Below are 18,136 nucleotides of genomic sequence, written 5' to 3' on the forward strand. Positions count from 1 at the left end.
TTATAGTCCGTGGAACTATAAACGCCTAATGATGATAGTTCTACCTTTTGGGTAGAACTATCATGCGTGATGAGCGTTTGGTTGCTTTCGGGCAGCGTGTAAGAGCACTTAGGAAGGAAAAAGGCCTCTCACAGGAGGCCTTAGCGGCACTAGCTGATATCGATAGGAGCTATATGGGCCATATCGAACGTGGCGAGAAAAACATCACTCTCACAAAAATTTATCAAATAGCTGATGCTTTATGTATTTCTGTTACTGAGCTTTTTAATTAGATTTGAATATTATTCCTTGAGTAAATCAGTAACTCCCAATTTCTCTGCAAAACTTAAATTTCGCCTATGAGCTCGCTCTGCTATTGATGAGAGTTTTATTATTTCAACTTGCGCATTCGCAATGGTGTGCCGATTTTCATCCATTGTTGGGATAGTGACATTCGCCCTAATCCAGTCGCCGTTGACAGTTTTTTTGTAATCTCCATCTAGAGTCGCATAAGGGCTTATATTCTCACCTATCAAGTAACAATAGAATGATGTTACTTTTTTAACCCCGTAGTTAGCTATCAAGATACAGTATTTTGTCATTTGATTTAAATAATCAGATAAATCTGTATCAGGTTCCTTAAATTCAACGATCAAACATTTTTCTTCACCAGGGTTGAGATAGATATCTGGACGACCAGTCTTCTTAAAGCCAAGTTCTGTAACAACCTCATGGGGAACAGGCTTTAATAGAGCTTCTCCATTAATATCAGATATTTTGTCTATCTGAATATCAGAACATCCTTCGAAGTGAACAAATTCCTCACTAAGAATCCATAGATCATTTGTCGAATTTGTAGACTTTGATTTTCGTTTAAAAACCAAGTCATGAATCAGTCCTTCCTTATCTTTATTCTTCCGTCCTTGAACTGGTTTTTTTTGATAGTCTAGTTCTTCATCAAGAATTTTCTTAAGGATGTTAACTACCATCTCTCTTCTTATTACATATTTACTAAGCTCCTCTTTATTCTGGTCATCTACTAGTTTTGAAAGTTCTTTCGCTTTTTCTTTAATATCATTTTGATAGGTTTCGGATGTGGGGTTCATACTGACAAGCCCATCATATATTTTTTTAGCCCTATACCCAACCTCAGCTAACTCTTTCGCTTGACAGGCATATAATTTACTAGTGATAGTTTTTTCACTATCACTGATCCTAATGCCCGACTTTGATATCAAATGAAATGGGATCCCGTGAGCTTTAGCTATTCCTTGTACATTAGCTTGTGATGATTCTATGATTTCTGAAATAAAGTCATATATACTATTCAACTTTTCCGATATTCTATCAAGCAAAAGATCTTCAATAATTAACGGAGTGCTAAAATCAAAAAATAATCCTTCCGCTTGAGATCTAATTTCTTTCTTACTTGGGAAGGTAAATTCATCTACAGAATCGGTAACACTTTCAGGTTTATTAAATAGATCACCATAAAAGACAGATATATATCTTTTTCCGTCAAATGTATCTTTCTTATTGAACAAGTGATTTCCAATTGACTTAACTGGTATATCCTTGCTGCACAAATATACCTTATTCAAATTAAGATCAGTATCACTGAATTCAAAACAAGCCCAGTTCAATCGTTCATTTTCAGCTTCTACCTCTTCAAATCTTACTCTGGTTTTCCCACTTCCAGGTGGAACAACACTACAATATGGAATATCAATTACCCCCTCCCTGATTGGTTCAGGTAGGTTTTCTGGATTTATTTCTTTTTTATTTGTTTCTTTACCATCTTCAACGAAGCTTAAAGTAATAGACGGAGCACCTAAACCTTCCTTCGATTCCAAATAAATCCTAAGCAAGAAATGATGTACAAATGATTCAAAAACACTTTTAAAATTAGAGTCGACAAGAACAGATCGGTCAGGTTCACTAAGTATTGGCAGACATAGCTCAACTGATGTAAAGTATTTTTTCTCCTTTGAAACTTCTATAATCTCTTTAGATATAAAACGATCTTTATAACATTCTATATATCTATGCTTAAACTCTTCACTTTCAGAAAAGAAACTTGATATTTTCACTAAATCAAACCTATGAAAATATTGAAGTCTTCCACTGCCTCTATTACCAAAACCTTTACTTTTATCAAAAAATTCTACAAAGCGGTCATAACTATCAGAATAAAAGCCGCTTCCATTGTCTTCTACAATGATGCAGTCTAGCTCTTTAGATTCATCCAAATTTGTTTTATAAACAAATTTTACATTGACAAAGGCTTCAAAGGAATCATCACTCTCTTTTCTATAGACAATCGATTCTAATGAATTAGTAACAGCCTCAAAAATTGGTGAAAGTGGATTATTTGATTTTTTAATAATCCTCATGGCGCCATCTAAGTTGATATAAGCCTTACTATTCATAAAAATTCACCAATTTAATCATTACCGAGCTCCTTTCGAAATATAGCTTATGGGCTATATTACAGCTTACTTATTTCACGGTGACCTGACCGTTCATTAGCATGGGAAGAAGCCAATCGCGGAGCTTTATAAGCTCTCGATTTTCAATACTTCGCTCAAATATCATTTTATTGTACTTGGTTACTACCTCATCATATTTATTTAGCAAATCTGGTGTTGGATATGCTAGTTTCAGTGAGTGCAAATCATTTTTTGTAATAGAGCCGAACGTTGTACCTTCAGAATTTCGACGATCAAAAATCTTTTTAAAATATTTCATGACATAAAATAGAAACCCGTCTGATCCAGTCTTACTGTTTAATGCGGCTAAGCCGCGTCCAATACAGCAATCTGTGTTGGCAATATTCATATCACCAACAGGTGCCCGAACACTCAAAAGAATATCACCTTTCTTTGCCATGCGGCCTGGTTCCGTTGTGTATTGTCGGGTTGTAGGAAATAGCCAGCCAAAGTCTGTGGAACCTTGATAAAAAATAGTTCCAACACTCTCATAGTTATAGGAGCTCCCTTCTGGAGATTGACCCATAGTAATGTTAGCTATTTCAGACAGCGTTTTGTCACTCCAACCCACAGGTATTTCCCGCTTCAGGGTTAGGTTGTAAACCATTTTCCCGCCAGAAGTTTTGTATGGTTTTCCATTGGCATCAGGGAAGTCATACTGTACAAACCAGTAGTCGTAAAGGGTTTTGGCCATGGATTCCAACTCGGTATTGATGCGGTTGTTGAGTTCGATTTTTGTTTCGAGTGCATCAAGCAAATCAACGATTTTCTGTTGTACGGAAACAGTTGGGAGAGGAACCTTTACGTCGTATATCCTTTCAGGAGAAGTGTGCTTAACTTTTGAGCCAGATGAAGTGAGGCGAATCTGCTCTCGTACAGTCTTAGTCTTGAACAGATGATATACGTAATCTTTCAGTATCTTTTTCGAATCTGCAGTGATTAGCCCCAACCGTTGATTGTGCAAATAAATGCCTGATTCTGGAACTCTGGCACAACTCCCCAACAAACCGGCTGCTTGCTCAGTCATTGCAACAATTAGGTCACCAGCTTCATGTAGGTATTCTTCCGGAACTTCTCCAGTATAAAATTTCTCTTTCCCTGCCTGCCTCTTGAAACCACCTTTTTCATAAAAGTTTCCGGGCGTCAGCACAATATAGTCAGTCTTTTCATCCGAAAAGAATTCACTCTTAAATGGGAATCCATGCTTAATACTGATCTTCCCTTTTAAGTTAGAAAAGGGATAGTTACTCATACCTCAACCCCGCCAACTTATTTTTAATCTCTACTTCCAGATCACGTGATTGGTTAAACAGGCAATCCAGGTTAGTTGTAAAGCGTTGCAGCTTATCGGCAAACTGCTCTGGGGTAATATCGACATATTCGATTTTTAGATCGAAATACTGACCCGCGCTTAGGCTATAGTTCTTCGCTTCGATTTCGTCATAGCTGACCGCAACAGAAAAGTCTTCCATTGCCTTCTTGGCATTAAAGGTATCGATAATGCGAAGCTCTTCTTCCTGGCTAAGCACGGTTTTCTGGTTCTTACCGTCTCTGATTTTTTCGCCTAGGCTGGAGGCGTCAATCAGTACCACGTTATCTTTGTTGCTGTCATCCATAAACAGGATGGAGACATTGGTACCGGTAGTAGCAAAGATATTGGAGGGCATGGACACGACACCTGCCAGCATCTTGTGCTCTACCAGGTACGTACGAATGCCTTTGTCAATGCCCGATTGCGCGGTAATAAAGCCGGTAGGCACCACCACGGCCGCTTTGCCACCTTTTTTTAGTGAGTGGATGATGTGTTGCAAGAACAACTGGTAGATTTCCATCTTGTCCTTGGCTTTGGCTTTGATCTTGGGGATGCCCGCAAAGAAACGCTCTTTGTTTTCTTTGCTGTCCAGTTCATCGCGGAAGTCACTGAAGTCCATCTTGAACGGCGGATTGGAGACGATGTAGTCAAAACGCTTCAGGTCTTTGCCGTCCCGGTGATAGGGGTGCAGCACGGTGTTGCCCTGAATCACATTGGGGATGGAGTGCACCAGGTTGTTCAGGATCAAGTTAAGACGCAGCAGGTTTGAGGACTTTTGCGAGATGTCCTGGGTGTAGATGCTGCAACGGTTCTCACCTATGGCATGGGCTACGTTCATTAGCAGGGTGCCTGAACCTGCGGAAGGGTCGTAGCAACTAACGTTCTTGACTTTGCCTTGTTGCTCCGTGGGAACCAAAATAGCCGCCATAATGCGGGCCACGGCATGGGGCGTGTAGTACTCGGCGTATTTGCCGCCGGAGTTGCTGTTGTAGTCCTTGATCAGGTATTCAAAGATGGTGGCATAGAAGTCGAATTTCTGCGTAAAAATACGCTCGAAGCTGAATTCCACCAGTTTGTTAATGATGGCACGGCAGAAAGCATCGCGTTTGGATTCGTCGGCAATGTACTCGCTTATGCGGTCAAATAGAACTACCTTAGCACCACCGTCGGTCTTGACTGCAAACACGTCATTGTTGGTTTGTGCAATGTCACGCAGAGTATCATCAAACAGCTTGGCGAAGTCCGGTATGTTCTGCTGGCTGAACAGGTAGCTAATAAAGTGGTGAGGTTTCAAGCGTGCGGTATCACCACCCATTTGCAGCTGGAGCATTTCCAGCTCGTCTTCGCTCATGGCGACCAGGGCTTCTTCCCACTTTTCGGAGTTGGCGACCTTCTCGTCGATCTTCTTCGCCTCGTAGGCGAATTTATCGTTAAGGAACTTGTATAGAAAGGTTTGGGTGATGATTTTGAATTCATTACCGTCGTTACCCAAGCCATAGTGGGCACAGATGTTCTTCAGGCTATCGATCAGCGCCTTGGTTTTGTCTCTAAATTCAAGTTCTACCACGTACGTGCTCCGGTACTAAATTCTTTCAGGTATTCGCCGACAACCAGATGATTGATATAGCGAGAGGCGTCGGCATTGAGTTGTATTTTTTGCTCACCTTTGAAGCGCCTGATCACTAAAGGCATCATCTGGCGTTCAAAGTAGCTTTCGTTGTCCAGTATCTGGCTGTTGTTCAGTACCTGCTCATCGGCGTCCTGCTTTACTCCGGTAAGGGCTTCGAAGATCTTGCGCTCTGACTCACTGATGCCGCCACGTTCTTGCAGGCGTTTGTGGATGCGGGTGTATTTAGCATCGCCATGGTATTTTTGGCGAAGCTGGTTGTTCTCGCGATTCAGCTCTCTGACGCGCTCGTGGATCTTGTTGAGCGCATCGATGTTGGCCACCATTTCATCCTGGGTGACTTCGCTGAGATTCTTTTTCTTGAAGAGCCTTTCCAGCTCCTCTTTTAGAGTAACGAACTTGGGGTCTTGCTGATCAAAATTATTGGCCAAGGCTTCGCGGGTTTGGCGTAAGGTGTTTTTCAGTTTGTCGGCCAGCACCAGTTCTTCTTCGCCCACCTTGATGAATTTAAAGATGACATCCTCAAGGGCCACATTCAGTAAATTGTCTGTATCCGTGCCTTGTTCGATGCTCTCCTTGAGGTTGAGCAGATCCAGGTGGTTAGAGGTTTCCCGATAGAGGATGTTCAGTTTCGCGAAGTCCAGCTCATCTAGGATGCTGTACTCACCTTGCAGGCGGATGAGGTTGTAGAGGCTTTTCGCATCGCCCAGTGCTTTCTTCAGAGCCAGGATGGTTTCCCTCTCCTGAATCTGGCTTATCTGGTCGGTGAATACCTCGGCATTTTCGATGTCGAAGCGGAATAGAACATCCTTGATATGCTCGATTTCCTGCTTTATTTCCTCTTGGGATTTGAACAGGTTGGAGTAGTGCTCCATTTCATCGCCGAGTTCTAATTGCAGCTCGTCAAAATAGGCTTTGTTGGTCGCGTCAAACTCCTTGCGGATGTCGGCAAAATCCACCACATAGCCGTAGCGGAAATCCCTATAGGTGCGGTTTACCCGTGTTAAGGCTTGTAGCAGGTTGTGCTTGCGGATGACTCGGCCCAGATAAATTTTCTTTAGCCTTGGAGCATCAAACCCGGTAAGCAGCATGTTGAATACGAACAGGAAGTCTATTTTCCCGGCTTTGAAGTCTTCCACCCAATCCTTACGCTCTTCCTTGGTGCCTACATCATCCAGGATCAGCGCTGAGGTTCTGACCTTGTTGTTACCTTTCTTTGCAACCTTATACTCAGATTTGTTTTCAGCCACTCTGAGTAGTTCATAAACACTGTCATTGGCTCCTTCGAGGGCTATTGTATCTGCGTATTTTTCTTTAAAGAGTGTAGACATAGCTTTGGCCTGATCTGCGCTATCGCAGATCACCATGCCGCCTATGGTGGCATCATTCAGGGCACCCCGACTTTTTTCAAAGTCGGTGATAATGTAATCGAGCATGGGTTCGACAAAGCTCGTGTGGGCGTAGATAAGCTTGCGATCCACGTCACCCATTTTTACTTCCACTTCATCCAGGGCCTGTTGCAGCACCATCTTATAGTTGGTGGCGATCTCTTCCCGGATCAGACGCAAGGTATAGCCATCGGCAATGGAAGCGTTGTAATAGTATTTATGGATGTATTCTCCGAATAGCACTCGGGAGTTGTAATCGTCGCCTAACAGCGGCGTACCCGTGAGGCCAATTTTGATGGCATTGGTATCCGATTGGCTCAAGTTCGCCAGGAAGCTGCCCCTAGGGTTGTAGCTGCGGTGGACTTCATCCAGGAAGTACACGCGCTGGATGGCAACATCGTAGTCCCTGGTTGAGACGACATCCGGGTCGTCCTTAAACTTCTGGATGTTCACGACCGTGATTTCAGGCTTGCCGGAATGGTTGTGGATAGCCTGAGTTGCCTTAATGTCGCGGGTAAAGGCTTCACGGGAATTAACTGTGTGCACTGTCAGGCCGCGAGCGGTGAATTCCCTCTGAGCTTGTTGTAGCAAGTCCAGTCGATCGACAATGAAGTAGAACTTGGGAATGATCTGTTGCTTCTGGAAGTAGTCAGTTAGAAAGCGCACGTTGTAGAAAGTCAGCGCTGTTTTGCCGCTGCCCTGGGTGTGCCAGATGATCCCCTTCTTAACCCCTTCATCGAGCTTTCTTTCGATAGCCTTGGTCGCGAAAAGCTGCGGGTAGCGCATGATGTGCTTTTGCAACCCGTCTGTCTCTGACACATAGGCGAGCGCGTAACGCAGGATAAACGCAAGCCGGTCTCTGTTGACCAGGGAGGTGCAAATACGGTTGGTTGGCCGGTTCGGGTCTTTATTGACTATGAATTCGGGATTACTGCGAATGACTTCCAGGTTGTTGTCCTTTAACACCTTGAGCTCGTCATCATCCGATAGTGGCTTGAGCAGCGCCGTAAGGTTCAGAATCTCCTCCTCACGGAAGTAATTGAAGACCGGCTTCTGATAGGAGCTGCTGGCGTAGAACGCGCCCTGAACAGGTTCCGGGTCGCCGTCGTCATACTCCATATTGTTAGAGAAAATCATGAACTGAGTGATGTTAGCAAAGCGCTTGAACTTGGGGTTCTGGAAGCGCTTGTTGATGCGATCCCGCTCCGCCAATATGCCTTCACGGTTATTCGGCTTCTTCACTTCAATAAAGACCAGCGGCATGCCGTTTATCAGCAGGGTGACGTCTGGCCTAAACTCTTCATCGCCATTCTGGCAGGTCAGCTCGGTAACGACGTGGAAGCAGTTGTTGTCGAAGTTTTCGAAGTCGATCAGTTTGGTGTTGGAGCGGTCGCTTAGCCTTTCAAAGAAGGCGCGCCCCAGGTCTTCGTTGTCGAGCAGAAGTTTGATGTCTTCCAGGAGCCGGGAAACATCGTCCACCTCGATGCCGGGGTTGATTCGTGTGATTGCTGATGAGAACAGCTCAGGGAATATGTTGGTGTCAAGATCCCAACTCTGGCCCTTGAGCGAGAGATACTGATAGCCCAGCCTCATCAGATGGAGGATGGTCGGGATTTTTACTCGGGTGTCTTCGTTAAACTTCATAACGTTCCCTGTCTATTATTTTGTCAGTTCGAGCAGATCCCCTATCTGACATTCGAACAGCCGACATAGCTTTTCAATTGCTTCCAGATCTACTTTCTGTGCTGTCTCTTTGTAGAGCAAGGTGACCGTGGCCCTACTCAAACCAGTAGCTCTGGCGACATCAGCTATGCGCATCTTATGCTCACCCATCATGCGGGCAAGATGGCATCGAATCATGCTCGTAACCTCAGGCTTTGTCGTCCCATGCAAGTTGCACAAGAATACCATATGTAGTGAATTTCACTCACATTATGTAAGATGAACTTAAATTTTATACTGGTCCAATGATTCACCGACGCTCTCCCCTAGTGATGTGTAAGACTTGAGGAAGCCCAGTTTGAAACGGAAATAAACTGATGATCCAGACTCTTGCATCGAGCGGTCTGTCAGTGATATCGATAGATACGGAGAGGCCGGTTTAAAGTGGGTACGGCCAACATGATGTAACGCCCTTAGCGAAGATACCGGTAATGAGCAGCAAAGACCTTAAAGAGATACTGGAACGGCAAAAAGCCCTAAGTGACCAACTCCGGAATCCGCTGGCAGACCGGCTTGCAGAGCTGGAGTCCACGAACGTCATGCGCGCCTTCTCACAGCAATCAAATATCGCCCGGATGTTAGAGGAGCTAAACAAACCCGTTGCTTTCGAAGCATTAGAACGAGCGGCAGAGATCGCGAAAAGTCACGACTGTATACGTGACTACGGGAAAGAAGCTGAGCGTGCGACTCAATGGATTAAAGACCTGGAGGAACAAACAGCGGGCACCCGGCAGTGGCTCAAAGATTTAGAAACTCAGTACCGTCTTCCCGAACTTGATGAAGCGACACGCTTCCTGCGTGAGATCGAGAATAACAGCGCCTTTCGTGCAACGCAGGAACTGCATAAGCATTTCGAGCAAACACAACGCGCTATGGAAGCAATGCGCTCCCCATGGCTTGATATCAATAACAGCTTACGCTCGGTCAACGCATTCACAGAGCTACAGCTTCTCGGTCATACATTGCATTCTAACGCGCCGTCATACGGTGATACGGTATCAAATGCGCTCCGTATAGAGCTGGGCGACTGGAGAGATCAGATCACATGGCCGAACCAGATATTCACAGATCCGGTAGCGCGCTCCGATTTTTATGTAGAGCGCGGCTTCAACGGCGATCTCGCGGATTTTCCCCCGGAAGCTTTTGAGGAAAGCCTGACGCTGGCCGGTCTTAGTCAGGATAGCACCGAAAGTCCTAGCGGTGACGCCAATGACGATGAAGAAGGTTATCAGCGCACCAATGATGCACATGGCCAGTTGTTCCGGTTCGAAAGACAGGTCAGGGTATTCATCGCTAGCCGTATGACCGAGGCTTACGGCGAGAACTGGATCAAACAGCAGGTCCAGCCGGATATCCGTGCAAAATGGATAGACAAGCATGAAAAGGCACAAAGATGCGGGGAGCCATCTTTACCCCTGATCGCCTATGCCGACTTTACTGACTACGTGCTGGTCATCACGAAAAAAGATAACTGGAATACAGTCTTCCAGCATTATTTCATGCGCCCGGAGCTGGTCAGGGAATCTTTCCAACGGCTCCACCCGATCCGGCTCTGTACGATGCATGCACGGATCATCACGCAGGACGATGAGCTATATCTCCGTGCAGAAACGCTCAGAATTCTGAAGGCGATGGGGCTATCCTGAAAGGCCTCACACCCACCGAAAGTGAACTTTCAGGCAATTTTCAGGCCTTCGATGTTACGTACGGCACGCATCGGTGCTATTTCCTAAACTTTGACTCGCCAAACCAGTGTACTAATCGGGAGGCGACGCCATGAAAAAGCATACAACCGATGAGCAAAAGCTTTTTTATGCAGTCAGCATCACTGGCTGGGGCGCCTATGTGTGTTTCAACGAATATGCCTGGATCAATATCCTAGACACCGAACCATATCATGATCGTTACTATATTTGCCTGCACGGCTCTTTAGTCACGGCGACAACAAAGAAAGTGAAAACGGGACAGAAAGTCACAGTCGCCGTTCATCCTGCGGATTTCAAGGAATTTAACGTCGATCGGTACGGAGTTGAGCCGATCGGCGACATGGAAATTACAACTATGGCAAATGATGAAGGCAAGAAAGAAAAAATATTAGTGTTCCGCGTATCAGTGCCAGAAACGTCATTCAACCATATAAGGGCAGCGATGACCGGCAACCACACAGCAACAGTCAGCATGACCGGAACTGATCTCTATTACCGGAAAGGACAGATCTTCCATCTGGCCTTTCAGAGCACGTCAGAATGAATGTGTAACGTGATAAATAAGGCAGTCCACTTCGTTAAATATCATTCGAGGCCGAAGTTCTTTTTCATATCCTCCAGCTTTTTTTGCCTCACTTTATCATAAAATTCTCTTTTGGATTTTTCTTTTAGTACTACCATTTTCTCATATTCAGAAATATAATCTTCCAGCCAATCTCCGGGCACAAATCCTATTAGCCCACCAGTGGTATAAAACATCCCGGCTTCATCATGTACTCGAAAAATCTTGGTAGCCAATAAAAGTTCACCTTCGGCATTACGCAATATCAACTCATATGGATACCTGCTCTCCTCATTATAATCTATAAATCCTCTATCCTTTTCAATAGAGGTCAGAGAGTAGTTTTTTCCAAAGAGCGTAAAGGTCATCTCCTCTTTCTTCTCTTTTTCATTTTTCTGAGAAGATGGCTCTTCGATAGAAAATTTTCTATATTTAGGCCAATCCTCACGTTTAAAATGTACAGGATAAGGCCGAATTTCATCCCATATACCAAGTAGCTTCTTTTCCAGATCCAGACTTTTAGCGAGCTGTCTGCGTTCTGCCACAACTTTTTCTATATCGCTTTCACTTAATACAGGAGTAGCGTCTAAAAAATCGATCTGTTCACGCAAAACCTTTCGCAAATTTTCAATAGCGGCTTTAACTTTATCAGACGCATCATTATTGGCATTACTCATAGGGAACCCGTCCGCTTATTCCGATTTATATTAATCCTGAATTTCACCGATAAATTTTTCTGTTTTTACCACAGGCAAGGCAATGATAGTACGGCCCGTAGCGGCCACTACGCTCGGATACAATTCCTCCACAGCCGTCACAGCTTTCAGCATTCCCGTGGTACCACTGCCACAGGTTAAAGCTCTGGTACAAGGCAGAGAGCACTCCCAATGCAAGCAGCGCAAGGTAAGCCCAACGGTTAAAGGTTTCGATAGTCACGGCCAGTGCCGCCAGCATTGAAGAGTCGGCTAGTCGGTCCGGTAGCCAGGTGCCAAAGATCAAACGGACAACTACAGCACCGATAATGAAAAGCAAGGGAAACGCATATACGCGCAGCAGCATCATATTTCCCATACGACCTCCTGTCAGATGTTCCGTGGTTGATGCAATCTTGATCAGCTTATAGGACTCTTATCTGGAAAATATTTCAATAGATTAGGAATATTAGTCAGGTAGAGTTCTTGAACGGCTACGACGACAGAGCTGCACAAAACAACCCAATCAGTAGCATACGAGTATGCAACTATAAGCCAAACTCATCCTCAACTGACTACTGGCACTCTACACCAAGAGGTTTTTGGACTTTGCGCCACGACTGGGTCTTTTCGATTTTATCTTCCTTTGAACCTTCTTCTTACCCATGCCCCGCAAACCAGAGAAATTCTGGCTTTCAACCTCACCAATCAATGCCCTAAGGCCCTCGGTCAGAGGCTGCATGAAGTGCCCATAGCGCATCCGCTTCTCACTGATCGCCTCCAGCTGGGACTCCCAATGTGCGGTCATATCAGGAACGACCATCCTCTCCGGCAAACTATTCACGAGCTGCCTTCCGATCTCAGTTGAATGGATCTCTTTGCCTTTCTTGGTCAGAAACTGACGTTTGAACAACAGCTCGATGATCCCGGCACGAGTGGCCTCCGTCCCTAGACCGTCTGTATCTCTCAGAACTTTCTTGATCTCCTGGTCTGATACAAATCGAGCAATGCCTGTCATGGCAGCCAGCAGGGTTGCATCCGTAAAGCGCTTCGGCGGGCTAGTCCGCTTCTCGTCCAGCCGCCCTTCAGTGCAGGCTACAGAATCACCCGTTTTGACATTCGGCAATGCTACTGACAAGAACTCGCCATCTTGCTTTTCACTTCTCTGGGGCGGCAATAGAGCTTTCCAACCATCGGAAATGACAGACTTCTGCTTAGCGATAAACAAGCCGCCTTCAACCTCACTATCAATCTGATGCTCTGCATATTCAAAGGGTGGATAGAACTGCATCAGGTACTGCCGGGCAACAAGTTCGTAGATATTCTTCTCATCCTGTGACAGCCGATCAGAAGGCATTGACCTGGATGTCGGAATGATGGCGTGGTGCGCACCCACTTTGGAGTCATTCCATGCTTTGCTCCTCAATCCGAGGTCAGCGTTATTTACGGCATCAGCAAGCGTCGTTGTAGTTTTGGCAATCGACTGTGTTACGGTTTTACGCTCGTCATAGTGGCCGTTTGGCAGATAACGACAATCAGACCGTGGGTAAGTGATCAGCTTGTGACGCTCATATAACTGCTGGCATATATCTAAGGTCTTTTGAGCGTTAAGGTTGAAGCGTTTCGACGCATCAATCTGCAGAGCAGACAGGTTGTAGGGCAAGGGCGCAGGCTGTTTTTTCTTGTCACGTTTAACAGCTTTGATGCTGCCGTTTTTCCCCCTCACTTTATCTAGCACGACTTCTGCAAGCTTTCGTGAGAGCACACGGCCCTCTTCATCCATGTAAGGCTCGCACGCAGCGCTTGGTTTCCACTTTGCGATAAAGGACTCACCCGCTTGTGTTTGAAGCGTGATGAACACCTCATAGAAGGGCTTGGAGACGAAATTTTCTATTTCCTGGTCACGGTGTACTACCAAGCCCAAAACAGGTGTCTGTACACGCCCAATCGACAAAACGCCGTTATAGCCAGCACTTTGCCCTAGCAGGGTGCATAGCCGGGTCATATTGATACCGTACAACCAGTCCGCTCTGGCTCTTGCCAAGGCCGATGTCGCTAACGGAATGAAATCTGTGTTCTTGCGTAGGTCATTCAACGCTTTTTTAATCGCAGCGGGGTTCATGTCGTTGACGAGACAGCGCAGCGTAGATTCACGCTTCGCTTTACTGACGCCTGAGTAGTTAATCACTTCATCAACGAGAACCTGACCGACCCGGTCAGGGTCACCCATATTTACAAGCTGATCAGCTTCTTTGATGAGCTTCTTGACTGTATTGAACTGCTTTCGTGTTTGGCTTTTGACTTCCTGCTTCCACTCGGTGGGGATGATCGGCAAATGCTCCCTTCTCCACTTTTTGTACTCAGGGTCATAAGCCTCTGGTTCAGCCTGTTCCAGAAGGTGGCCAATGCACCAGGTCACAACATCGCCGTTAGCAACCTTGATAAAACCATCACCCTTTTGATGAGGCTTAGGGAGCACATCAGCAACTGCACGACCGACACTTGGTTTCTCGGCAATGTACAAAATCAACTCTTTTTACCTCGGTCCAGCTCTACTACCTTCACTTTTTTCACCTCAGTCTCAAGCGCATCAATCCTTTCAAGCGCCTCGTAAAGGGAAAACTCCAAATTCGCATTACGCGCTACCACCTGATCACAGAATTTCTTGATTTCGTCACGCTGCGACCTGTAACGCTCTTTCAACTCACGTTCTTTGTCTCTTTGAGCCCTGAGCTTATCTATAGATGTCTTGTTCGAGTTAGACGAATAGCCAGATTTCTGTGACTTGTGCTTTTCTATTTCATTCCTGGCTTTATCAACAAATTCAGCGTAGTAATAGATACCACCTGAACTAAGCCCTGCTTCTTTATTTATGCGGCTTAGGCTAATTTTTCCGTCATTTGGTGTCCGATCTGGCTTTCCATTTATCAATCGCTCCAGAGCAGATTCCAGACGTTGGACTGTAATATTGCCTCTTTCTGATAAGCCCACTTCGCTACTCATATATTAAATTCCTTTTCATTAAATATTTCGTAGTCGATACTGTGTTCAGAAAGAACTTTTTCGATAGATCTGATCTCATAATATATTTTTGAGATCACATTGGGCATATCAATACCGCTTGCCACCAAAGAATTATATTTAGCAATCAATTTTTCTTTTATTGGTATTAAAGATCTAGCCTTTTCTATAGTTACTACCTTGTATTGACAAACAGTCATATCGCAAATTCTATCACAACTTGGATTGGTGCAATATCCACCAGGATGTTCGACAATAGATAGGCGCCCTTCCTCTATCTGTTTCAGAATTTCTTCTTTACTAAGATATATTGTTGAGTCACCTTCAGCACGGAGATTTTTAATCCTTCTCCCTTCTGGACCCGCCAATGTTTCTGCCTCATTGTAAATATGATATAAAATATCCGCAGTATAATTTTTATTTTCTCCCGCTATTTCATCTTGCAAGTCAGAATCGATCATCATGTCGAAATAAGAAGCAATATTTGCCTGATTAGAATACCAGGAAGTCATTGCTATATTCATATGTTTAAACTGATGCTTTATATCTAATAACGATGCTAATTTATTACGAACCAAGTAGACCGCAAATGTACGACGGAAGCAATGAGGGTGGACTTCTAGTATATCTCCAACCTTAAGATCACCTCTTCGGGTAGGATTCAAAAGGTCGAACTCTTTTACATCATCAAAGCTTGCTCGGTAGCCTACCGAGTACACAAATGTTTTAAGAGATCCGGACATAGACTGCTTACCCGCCCTTGGCTTGTATCCACCAAGATAAGGTAGAGTTAGAAATAGGCTATTAACATCTCGTAGATACTTATTACGCTCGTCACGATGACGAATAGCATTTATCTTGCATTTCCAACCCTCACGAGCAAATTTAAAAGCATCCCAAAGTAACTCAATTGCTTTCTTAGTAATTGCTACAGTCACCCAAGACGTCTTTCTCTCAACGCCTCCAACATTGGGCTTGGTATGAATACCATTGAGAACGGATACTGTAATACCTGCATACTTCTTCTCTTGGTATGAATCGAGTCCAAAAGACTTAATTTCACCATCTCTGCACCCTGTAAAAGCAGCAATAACTATATAGCATGCACCTCTCAGCTTTGATAACCAATAGCCACCATAATCAAAATCAACATCTAGCCCTTTCAAAGAGTTTTTTATCTTTTTAATGGCATATTTTCTTCGCGTAAGATTACTAGAATACCTATTTGTTTCTATTATATCCTTATACTCATTTGTGAATTCATTATATGCCTCAGATATTTCATGTCTAAATGGATGTAATCTTTCAACAAGTTCAATCGCATTTTTGTAGTATGCTGATGCGATTTTTTCCGGCAGGCAAACCGCTTGAGAAACAGCATCACCATTTGGTGCCAAGTATATGGAAAGTTTTTCAAAGTTATCTATGCTCCGTTTTATAAATCCTGCTTTTTGAGCATGTGAAAAAAAGATAAGGTGATTCTTCCAAGTCTTATATTTTAACTTTCTATTCTTGGCCTCTTGCAAGAAAAGCCTATAGTTTCGATCATTATCAATGAACCCATAGTCATCACCACCACAACCCTTAATACAATGTTCAAAAATAGAAGCGCCTGAAAGTAAATTCTCTATTGCGCTTTTCTTTGATTTTAGGTTTATATCATTTATCACCTGAAAAACTATTTCTTTAGCACTGGATTTAAACTTACCAGAAAGCATAGTAAATGAAGCTGTAAAATCTATAGACCACAATACCCACTTATCTTCTGAGTAATAACTGTAAGGATTACCTTCAGTATCAAATGACACTGCCACGTCCTCACTGAAACCATCTACTTTAAGTGCTTCATCCATCAGTATGCACCTAGTAGAATATCAATATCTTCTATATCACTCCAAAGCGGATGCGGATCGTCCATATATTTCATATAAGCCTCATCATAAACTGCTTTATGAGCTGACTTTATTTTATCCATAATAACCTGGAGAGTATTGTAGACTCTACCCAATAAGCTGGTCGGTTTGGAGTTAACTGCTGGTCTATTCATGGACTCCAAAATCACATCATTGAAGGATAGCAATAGCCATACATCATCTACTTCCGCTACAACAGCATGATGTATACAGCCAAAACATTCCAAAAACTTATGACAAGCAACAAGCTCATCTTTGCTAGAAAGACCTTCCTTACGGAGCGCATTTTTTATTTTTATAGCCTTTTCTTCGAAGGCTCCACCACATCTCAAACCATTTGAAAGCTTTTTGAAGTTATTGCCTATATCACTCTCTTTGACGGGATCAGCAAAGATGAATGAGCTCTCTTCTACTGCTCTATCTAATGGCTTTCCTAACGCTGTTTGTTCTCGTACGTACAAAGCAGACGCTAACGAAAACTCAACAGATACTGAATCACCATCAGCATAGTGTTTTCCTGCAGTTTCTGCCGAATTATTTAACCCTTGAGCTACCATAAAGATACTTCCAGTAGCTCTCATAATAAGTGTTGCCTTAGTCTTCCTAAAACGCTGACTACTTAATGCCGGGATTCCATAATTAACAATAAATTTATTTATTTTGCTAATTTCCGAGCTTGTCATTTTTGAAGGAATATCATTAATTATATTCGAAAACAAATAACCATCTTCATATGAATTTAGCTTTTTGCTTATCTCTACCCATCGTTCGAAAAATGCTTTTGATCGATTCGTGAATCCAATGCTGACTTCGTTTTTCTTTCCTGCCTGACGTCCTTTAATAGTATTTAGTTTATACAGTCTTCGCATAACATCACTGAATGGATTTTCAGTTAAATCCGATATCTTTAAATCTAGCAGTGGGTTTGAATTAACACCAGTATAAAAACAAGTTATATAATATGCCGCCCTTACTAAATCGGCCTTCCAGACGCTATTGTTGGTTCCATAGGATACTGTTCTATTTGATATCTTCTCATCTGATATTGACCTATTCACTCCCTCTTTATTTGCCACTTCAAGTGGAAAGTGTTCTGGTGTGGTATCATTTTCCAAATGAGCTGAATAGTTATCGTATATTATAAAAAGTGCTCTTATGATATCTTTAAGTTCATCATCAGTATATGGTACGACATTCACTGTATCTTTAGGAAAAGAAATGAAAACATTTTTGCATTCATCATATAGCTTATAGTCGAACTCTAAAATCAAAGTTTTAATTGAATTCTGTCGCGACAGAATAGTCGCCCCCTTTTTTCCCGCATTATATTCCTCAATAAGAGTTCTTACATACATTGATATCGAATCATGGCAGAATGGCTGGTCGATTCCATCATCGTCAATTATTCTAATAAAGCGGACAAGCTCATGAAATATATTTATTTTCGTTCTATTTGATTTATCCATTGAGTGGATAATGTTACATATTTTTATAGCAAATTCTTTTCTTCTGGCATCAATAATGCCAGGCTGATTCTTTGGAATTACTGAACGTCTACCACTGATTGGTAAAACAGGACATCCTTTATATAGCAGCCTTTCAAAATCAGCCGTGCCATGACCATCCGTAATTATCCTTTCTTTTAAATTTATATTCGTGGTGTTTGAGTATTTTGAAATTTTGGCCGATGTTGTTTTTCTCTTATCATTTTTTATAAAGGCCATT

Annotated in this window: 14 protein-coding genes; 3 read left to right on the top strand and 11 right to left on the bottom strand. The window is 43.4% G+C overall.

Translation table 11 applies throughout. From position 1 onward, the window contains the following. The first annotated feature begins 62 nt into the window (after window positions 1-62). The gene (locus C4S72_RS05855; protein ID WP_104002092.1) at window positions 63-272 is read left to right on the top strand and encodes a helix-turn-helix domain-containing protein; all 210 of its coding nucleotides are present in this window, start codon (window positions 63-65) and stop codon (window positions 270-272) included. Window positions 273-281: 9 nt separating this feature from the next. Here the strand turns inward: C4S72_RS05855 and C4S72_RS05860 are convergent, their stop codons facing one another. The 5 genes from C4S72_RS05860 to C4S72_RS05880 form a co-directional block, all read right to left on the bottom strand. Further along, window positions 282-2,408, bottom strand: coding sequence for a hypothetical protein (locus C4S72_RS05860; protein ID WP_104002093.1), 2,127 nt, complete (start codon window positions 2,406-2,408; stop codon window positions 282-284). A gap of 70 nt (window positions 2,409-2,478) precedes the next feature. Then, window positions 2,479-3,720, bottom strand: a complete 1,242-nt coding sequence (locus C4S72_RS05865) for a restriction endonuclease subunit S (protein ID WP_104002094.1) — start codon at window positions 3,718-3,720, stop codon at window positions 2,479-2,481. Beyond that, window positions 3,713-5,347 (bottom strand): HsdM family class I SAM-dependent methyltransferase, encoded by a 1,635-nt coding sequence (locus C4S72_RS05870; RefSeq protein ID WP_104002095.1) that lies wholly within the window; start codon window positions 5,345-5,347, stop codon window positions 3,713-3,715. Before C4S72_RS05870 ends, C4S72_RS05865 begins: the two co-directional genes overlap by 8 nt. Continuing rightward, window positions 5,341-8,439 (bottom strand): type I restriction endonuclease subunit R, encoded by a 3,099-nt coding sequence (locus tag C4S72_RS05875; RefSeq protein WP_104002096.1) that lies wholly within the window; start codon window positions 8,437-8,439, stop codon window positions 5,341-5,343. Before C4S72_RS05875 ends, C4S72_RS05870 begins: the two co-directional genes overlap by 7 nt. A gap of 15 nt (window positions 8,440-8,454) precedes the next feature. After that, on the bottom strand, window positions 8,455-8,706 hold the full coding sequence (locus C4S72_RS05880; RefSeq protein WP_456085539.1) for a helix-turn-helix domain-containing protein: 252 nt from the start codon (window positions 8,704-8,706) through the stop codon (window positions 8,455-8,457). A 242-nt stretch (window positions 8,707-8,948) separates the two neighbouring features. Here C4S72_RS05880 and C4S72_RS05885 point away from each other — a divergent pair, with 242 nt between their 5' ends. Both C4S72_RS05885 and C4S72_RS05890 read left to right on the top strand, forming a co-directional pair. Beyond that, window positions 8,949-10,163 carry a Swt1 family HEPN domain-containing protein gene (locus C4S72_RS05885; protein ID WP_104002098.1) on the top strand — a complete coding sequence of 405 codons (1,215 nt, stop codon included), beginning with the start codon at window positions 8,949-8,951 and terminating at the stop codon, window positions 10,161-10,163. A 130-nt stretch (window positions 10,164-10,293) separates the two neighbouring features. Then, window positions 10,294-10,767: a hypothetical protein gene (locus C4S72_RS05890; protein WP_104002099.1), complete on the top strand. Its 474-nt coding sequence runs from the start codon at window positions 10,294-10,296 to the stop codon at window positions 10,765-10,767. 41 nt (window positions 10,768-10,808) lie between these two features. On the opposite strand, the gene C4S72_RS05895 is transcribed toward C4S72_RS05890, so the two are convergent. The 6 genes from C4S72_RS05895 to C4S72_RS05920 form a co-directional block, all read right to left on the bottom strand. After that, window positions 10,809-11,462, bottom strand: a complete 654-nt coding sequence (locus tag C4S72_RS05895) for a hypothetical protein (protein WP_104002100.1) — start codon at window positions 11,460-11,462, stop codon at window positions 10,809-10,811. 43 nt (window positions 11,463-11,505) lie between these two features. After that, entirely contained in the window at window positions 11,506-11,856 is a 351-nt protein-coding gene (locus tag C4S72_RS05900; RefSeq protein ID WP_104002101.1) for a hypothetical protein, read from the bottom strand. Between the two features lie 207 nt (window positions 11,857-12,063). After that, window positions 12,064-14,001, bottom strand: coding sequence for a DNA topoisomerase III (locus C4S72_RS05905; RefSeq protein ID WP_235009058.1), 1,938 nt, complete (start codon window positions 13,999-14,001; stop codon window positions 12,064-12,066). A gap of 2 nt (window positions 14,002-14,003) precedes the next feature. Then, window positions 14,004-14,480: a hypothetical protein gene (locus C4S72_RS05910; protein ID WP_104002103.1), complete on the bottom strand. Its 477-nt coding sequence runs from the start codon at window positions 14,478-14,480 to the stop codon at window positions 14,004-14,006. After that, window positions 14,477-16,351, bottom strand: a complete 1,875-nt coding sequence (locus C4S72_RS05915) for a site-specific integrase (protein WP_104002104.1) — start codon at window positions 16,349-16,351, stop codon at window positions 14,477-14,479. Before C4S72_RS05915 ends, C4S72_RS05910 begins: the two co-directional genes overlap by 4 nt. Next, window positions 16,351-18,135 (bottom strand): site-specific integrase, encoded by a 1,785-nt coding sequence (locus C4S72_RS05920; RefSeq protein ID WP_146071863.1) that lies wholly within the window; start codon window positions 18,133-18,135, stop codon window positions 16,351-16,353. Before C4S72_RS05920 ends, C4S72_RS05915 begins: the two co-directional genes overlap by 1 nt. Window position 18,136: the final 1 nt, after the last annotated feature.

The organism is Marinobacterium lutimaris, assembly GCF_900108065.1.
GTDB classification, from domain to species: domain Bacteria; phylum Pseudomonadota; class Gammaproteobacteria; order Pseudomonadales; family Balneatricaceae; genus Marinobacterium_D; species Marinobacterium_D lutimaris.